At 62.8% G+C, this 6,530-nt stretch carries 3 protein-coding genes and 1 pseudogene; all 4 read left to right on the top strand.

Translation table 11 applies throughout. The features are described from left to right. A pseudogene (locus tag Q5H92_RS19950) lies at window positions 1-567 on the top strand (alpha-glucuronidase); the annotation flags it as partial. Between the two features lie 30 nt (window positions 568-597). Then, window positions 598-1,425: an SDR family NAD(P)-dependent oxidoreductase gene (locus tag Q5H92_RS19945; protein WP_305013319.1), complete on the top strand. Its 828-nt coding sequence runs from the start codon at window positions 598-600 to the stop codon at window positions 1,423-1,425. A 59-nt stretch (window positions 1,426-1,484) separates the two neighbouring features. Beyond that, a complete protein-coding gene (locus Q5H92_RS19940; RefSeq protein WP_305013318.1) occupies window positions 1,485-4,607 on the top strand; it encodes a SusC/RagA family TonB-linked outer membrane protein in 3,123 nt (1,040 codons plus the stop codon). Between the two features lie 77 nt (window positions 4,608-4,684). Next, window positions 4,685-6,466 (top strand): RagB/SusD family nutrient uptake outer membrane protein, encoded by a 1,782-nt coding sequence (locus tag Q5H92_RS19935; protein WP_305013317.1) that lies wholly within the window; start codon window positions 4,685-4,687, stop codon window positions 6,464-6,466. Window positions 6,467-6,530: the final 64 nt, after the last annotated feature.

Genomic DNA, 6,530 nt, shown 5'->3' with positions numbered 1-6,530 from the left:
CGCTACACCACGCCGCTGGGCCTGCACCACATCATGGGCCAGAACATTCACTACGGCCCCGAGCCCTGGCTGGCCGAAGCCGGCCGCCCCGACTGGACCGCCGTGTACTACCACAAAGCCGACGCCGTGGGCCTGGGCTTCGACCGCACCGCCACCGGCTCCAACGCGCTGGCGCTCTATTCGCCGGGTGTGCAAAAGCAGTGGGGCGATGCCAAAACCACTCCGCTCAACTACCTGCTCTGGTTCCACCACGTGGGCTGGACGCAGCCGCTGCCCACCGGCCGCACCCTCTGGAACGAACTGGTGACGCGCTACTACACCGGCGCCGACTCGGTGACCTGGATGCAGCAGCAGTGGGCCGCCGCCAAGCCCGCCGTAGACCCGGCCCTGCACGCCGACGTGGCGGCCCGGCTGGCCATTCAGCGGCGCGAGGCGCTGTGGTGGCGCGATGCCTGCGTGCTCTACTTCCAGACCTACGCCAAGCAGCCGCTGCCAGCCCCTTTCGCGCCGCCCGCGCGCACCCTGGCCGAGGTTAAAACCCTGGTCGACCTCTACCAGCTCAAATAATTCAATCTAGCAAAACCGCTCCCCCCTAAGATGCAAAACCTGTTTTCCAACGGCCAAAACGGCCCCGCCGAAACAACCACCAGCCAAACACAGCCGCAGCACGCCGACGTGTTTTCGCTCGCGGGCAAGCGGGCGCTGATAACCGGCGGCGGCACGGGCATTGGGCTGGCCATTGCGCAGTGCATGGCGGCGGCCGGGGCCACGGTCATCATCACGGGCCGGCGCGAGGCGGTGCTGCGCGAGGCGGCCGAGTCCATCGGCGAATCGGTGCAGTACGTGGTGAACGACGTGACTGACTTATCAGCCATCGATGCCATGGTGGCCGAGGTGGAAGCCACCCACGGTCCGCTCGACATCCTGGTGAACAACGCCGGCATCAACCTGAAAAAGCCCGCGCTGGAAGTAACCGACGAGGACTTCAGCCGCATTCTGCACACCAACCTGCACTCGGTATTTGCCCTCACACGGGCCTGTGCCAGCCGCATGATGGCCCGCCAAAAAGGCTGCATCCTGATGATTTCCTCGATGGCCGCCTACTACGGCATCGACCGCGTGGTGGCCTACGCGGCCTCCAAGTCGGCGGTGGAGGGCATGGTGAAGGTGCTGGCCTCGGAGTTCTCGGGCCACGGCGTGCGGGTGAATGCCATCGCGCCGGGCTTCATCGAAACCGCCATGAGCCGCACGGCCATGAACTCCGACCCCGACCGCCGCGACCGCGCCATGCGCCGCACGCCCATGGGCAAGTTTGGCCAACCCGAAGACATCGGCAACGCGGCCGTTTTCCTGTCTTCCGATGCGGCCCGCTACATCACCGGCGCCTCCCTGCCCGTGGACGGCGGCAATTCCATCGGCTTTTAACCCACCCATCGCGCCTCAATCAAACCTTACATACCCACCACAAAAACCCACTCATTACCATGCAAGCACATTTATCTGTCATTGCGCCGCGCCGGGAACGGCGCTGGATTCCCGCCCTGGGGTCGGCGCTGCTATTGGGAGCCATGCTTCCCGGTGCAGCCTGGGCTCAGGCCGGTCGCACCGTCACCGGCACCATCAAGTCCGATTCGGGCGAAACGCTGCCGGGGGTTACCGTCATTGTGAAAGGCACCACTATTGGGGCCACCACCAACGCGGCGGGTGAATACTCGCTGAATGTGCCGGCTGATGCCACTACTTTGGTTATCAGCTCAATTGGCTATGAAAAGAAGGAGGTGCCGATAGGTGCTTCGGGTAGTGTAAACGTCCGGCTGACCACTGAGGCCCAGTCGCTGAGCGAGGTGCAGGTAGTGGGCTACGGCAGCCAGCGAAAAAGCCAGGTGACGGGCGCCATCTCGTCGGTGAGCGAGCAGCAGTTGCGCGACGTGCCGGTGGCCAACATCGGCCAAGCCCTGCAGGGCCGCGCGGCGGGCGTTAACATCTCCAGCACCACCAACTCCCCGGGCCAGGCCCCGGTTATCCGCATCCGGGGCAACCGCTCGTTTGCCGGCTCCAACGACCCGCTGCTGGTGGTAGACGGCGTGCCCTACGACGGCAGCCTCAACGACCTGAACCCCGACGACATCACGGGCGTGGAAGTGCTGAAAGATGCCAGCTCGACGGCCATCTACGGGGCCCGCGGCGCTAATGGCGTTATCCTGATTACGACCAAGCGCGGCAAATCGGGTGCTCCCAAAGCCACTTACAGCGGCTATTATGGAACGAAGAGAGCCTATGGCTACTACGACCTGCAGGACGGGCAGGAGTATTACAAATACCGGGCGGAAGCCTACCGGGCCAATGGGCAGAACCCGGCCACGGCTGCGGGCTTCCTGACCACCGAGGAGCTGGCCAACTACACCGCCGGCAAAACCTTCGACTACCAGGACTTGCTGTTCCAGAATGGTCATATCCAGAACCACGCCCTGGGCGTGAGCGGCGGCACCGACCAGACGCAGTATTCGGCCTCGCTGGGCTATTACGACGAAACCGGCATCCAGCCCGTGCAGCGCATTCAGCGCTACTCCCTGCGCGGCACCCTGGACCAGCAGATTGGCACGCGGGTGAAAATCGGCTTGAACACGCTGAACACCTTCACCAAGCAGGATGACCCGAACCTGGGCATCATGTACAGCGTCATTACGAGCAGCCCGCTGGCTTCTCCCTTTGATGCCAACGGCATTCCGATTCTCTATCCCAACACCGACAACGCGCAGGCCAACGCGCTCACGTACTACACGCCGAACGCGCACCTGGAACAACGCCGGCGCCTGCGCACCTTCAACAGCCTCTACGGGCAGGTCAACATTCTAAAAGGGTTGGACTACCGCCTCAACCTAGGCCTCGACGGCCGCACGCAGAACGACGAAAGCTTTTTCGCGTCCAACACGCCGGCCCGTAACGGCGGGCAGAACTCCGCCAGCCGCTCGAATAGCCTTGCCTTCAATCTACTGGCGGAAAACGTGCTGACCTACAATCGCACGATTGGCCTGCATGACATTAACTTCACCGGCTTGTACAGCTGGCAGGAATTCCGGACCGATGGCTTCGGCGCAGGTTCGCAAAACCTGCCCACGAACTACCAGCTGGCTTCCAACCTGGGCGCCGGCACGCCCACCGCGCCCAGTAGCACCGAAAGCCAGTGGGACATCATCTCGTACATGGGCCGCCTGAACTACGCGTTCGACAACCGCTACTCGGCCACGCTGACGGTGCGGGTGGACGGCTCGTCGCGCCTCGCGCCCGGCAACAAGTACAAACCTTTCCCCTCGGCCGCCGTGGCCTGGAACATCGCCAATGAGTCCTTCCTCAAGGAACGGGCGTGGGTAAGCAACCTCAAGCTGCGTGCCAGCTACGGCCGCACGGGCAGCACCGCCGTGAACCCATACCAAACCCTGGGTTCGCTGGGCAGCGGCCTGGGCGGCGGCTACTACAACTTCGGCGCCACGGGCGCCGTGGGTTCGGTGCCTTCCTCGATTCCCAACCCCAACCTGGGCTGGGAGTACACGGCCACCGCCAACTTCGGCCTTGACTTTGGCTTCTTTAACAACCGGGTCACCGGTTCGGTCGAAGTGTACGAGCAGAAGACCAGCGATTTGCTGTTGCCCGACGCGCTGCCCACTTCGACCGGCTATAGCTCCTTCACCCGCAACATTGGCAAAACCCAAAACCGCGGCCTGGAAGTTAGCCTGACGACGGTGAACGTGCGCACGGCCAGTGGCTTTGAGTGGAGCACCGACTGGAACTTCACCATCAACCGCGAAAAGGTGCTTGACCTGGGCCTGGGCACGGACGAAAACGGCAATCAGCGCAGCGACATCGCCAACCAGCGCTTCATCGGCTCGCCGCTGTACGTTTTCTACGACTACAAGTACGCCGGCATTTACCAGAACACGCCGGCTGACATCGCCGCTGCCGCCAAGGCCGGCCTGAAAGTGGGCCAGGTGAAGATTGAGGACCTCAACAACAGCGGCACCGTGGATGCGGCCGACCGCCAAATCATCGGCACGCGCCAGCCCAAGTTTGAGGCCGGCATGACCCAGCGCTTCCGCTTCAAGGGCTTCGACCTGACGGCTGTGGCCGTGAGCCGGGTGGGCGCTACCGTGGTGGACCCGCTGCTGTTCCCGTCCAACTACCTCACCACGTTCGGCGGGCGCCGCAACCAGCTCAACCTCCCCTACTGGACGCCCGAAACGCCTGACAACCGCTTTCCGCAGCCCAACCAGTTTTATTTCAACGACTTCGTGCCCAACGCGCAGTCACTGGCTTACCTGAGCGGCACGTTTATCAAGGTGCGCAGCATCGACCTAGGCTACACCATTCCGGCGGCGTGGGCCAAAACGGCCCTGATGAGCTCGGCCCGCATTTACGTGCAGGTGCAGAACCCCCTCATCTGGTCGCCCGAGGAGTATTACAAGAACAACAAAGCCATTGACCCCGACGCGCTGTCGTACTCAACCCGGTTTAACGGCAGCACCACCAACAACGGCGGAGTTTCCTTTGACTACGGCACCAACCTCCCCGTTTACCGCTCCTTCATTGTGGGCGTGAACCTGGGCTTTTAATATTCTTCAACTTTCCAGACGCTTACAAGCGTCCTCACTTCTATATGAAAAGGATTTTTCTCAGCAGCTCGGTTGCTTTGGCTTTAATCGTTGCGGCCAGCGGTTGCAGCAAGGACATTCTGGATGAGAATCCACGCTCGGTCCTGGTCCCTTCGTTCCTGGGCACGCCCGACGGGGTGCAGTCGGGCCTGACCGGCGTGTATTCCGGTTTGCGCAACGTTCACACCGACCAGGGCGGCTCGAACTTTACCTCGCAGGGAACTGACGAGTTTATGCGGGGCGCCTCGGGCTCTGACGGGCTCGAGGACTATAACCGGGGGCAGCTCAACAACAGCAACTCCACCTCCACCGGCATGTGGACCCAGTGCTACCGATTTATCAACGGAGCCAACGGCGTTATCCAGTACGCGGGCTCGGTGCAGGGCCTGACCCCCTCGGCCGTTACCCAGATTACGGCCGAGGCCAAGGTGCTGCGGGCTTTCTATTACTTCATGCTGGTACGGGCTTTCGGCGATGTTCCCTTAACGCTCAAGTTCGTGGATGCGCCCACGAAGGACATTGCGCGCGCGCCCCTGGCCGACGTGTATAACGCCATCATTGCGGACCTGAACGATGCCTTGGGCACCGCCACCACGCCGGGCATTGCCAACGTCGCTGCCCAGCCGGGCCGCGTGACCCGGGCCACTGCGCTGCACCTGCTGGCCAAAGTCTACCTGACCCGGGCCACCTCCTCGGCCCGGCAGACCGACGACTACGCCAAAGCCGCGCAGTTCTCCGAAGAGCTCATCGCCGACTCCAACCCCAGTCCGGCCACGAACTCCGGCACGACCCCCGGCGGCAAGTACGGCCGCGCCCTGGAGGCCGACCCCGCCGACATCTTCAAGGAAGGCAAAGAGAACGACAAGGAAGTGCTGATGAACATCCAGTTCAACGGGGACCCCACCTTCACGGGGCTTTCCGACAACGGCGCCGGCCTGGCCGGCCAGAACCAGGTTTCCTTTCTGTACCGCAACCGCTACGATTTGCTGCCCAACGTGGAGCGCACCGTGGCCCTTGGCCGGCCTTTCGGACGCCTCACGTCCACGCCCTACCTGCTGACCTCGTACATTCTGCCTTCCGAAACCACCCCACGGCAGTGGCGCACCACCGACACGCGCTACAACAAGTGGTTCACCACGCTGTGGCTGGTGAATAAAATTGGGCAGAACAGCGGCACGACCTTCAACCCCCGGGCCGTGGTGGGTGACACCGCCGCCTGGTACGCCGGCCGTGAGATTACCCCAGCCGAGCAGACGCGCATCAACGCCCGTCCGGGTGGCCGCTTTGTGGTGGGCACGCCCAGCACCTACACCACCCAGTTTTCGCCCTACATCAACAAATACGACGACGCCACCCGTTCATCCCTGAACGTTAGCTCCGACCGGCCGGTCATCCTCTTCCGTCTGGCCGAGACCTACCTGATTGCCGCCGAGGCCGAGATGTACCTGGGCAACCTCCCGAAAGCCCGCGACTTCATCAACGTGGTGCGCCGGCGGGCGGCAGCAAGCGGCCGCGCTGCGCAAATGGAAATTACCACGGCGCAGGTGAGCATCGACTTTATTCTGGAAGAGCGCACGCGGGAGCTGTGCGGCGAATTCACGCGCTGGTACGACCTGGTGCGCACCAACACGCTGGTAGACCGGGTGAGAAGGTTCTCGCCCCCGCTGGTAAGCTCAAAGCCCTCTCCTATCCCCAACACTACGGATAGCTACGGCTCGGCCGCCGCGGCCAACGTTCAGCCCTATCACATGCTGCGCCCCATTCCGCAGCAGGAGATTGACCGCACCAGCGGTAAAATCACCCAGAATCCAGGGTACTAACCCCTGGCTGCTGACTGGTTAAAACAGGCCCTGGTTTCACTACGAAACCAGGGCCTATTTATGA

The sequence above is a fragment of the Hymenobacter mellowenesis genome (assembly GCF_030581005.1).
Classification (GTDB): Bacteria; Bacteroidota; Bacteroidia; order Cytophagales; family Hymenobacteraceae; genus Hymenobacter; species Hymenobacter mellowenesis.
Note: the sequence above shows the minus strand (reverse complement) of the source record. Positions and strands in the feature narration are given on the sequence as shown.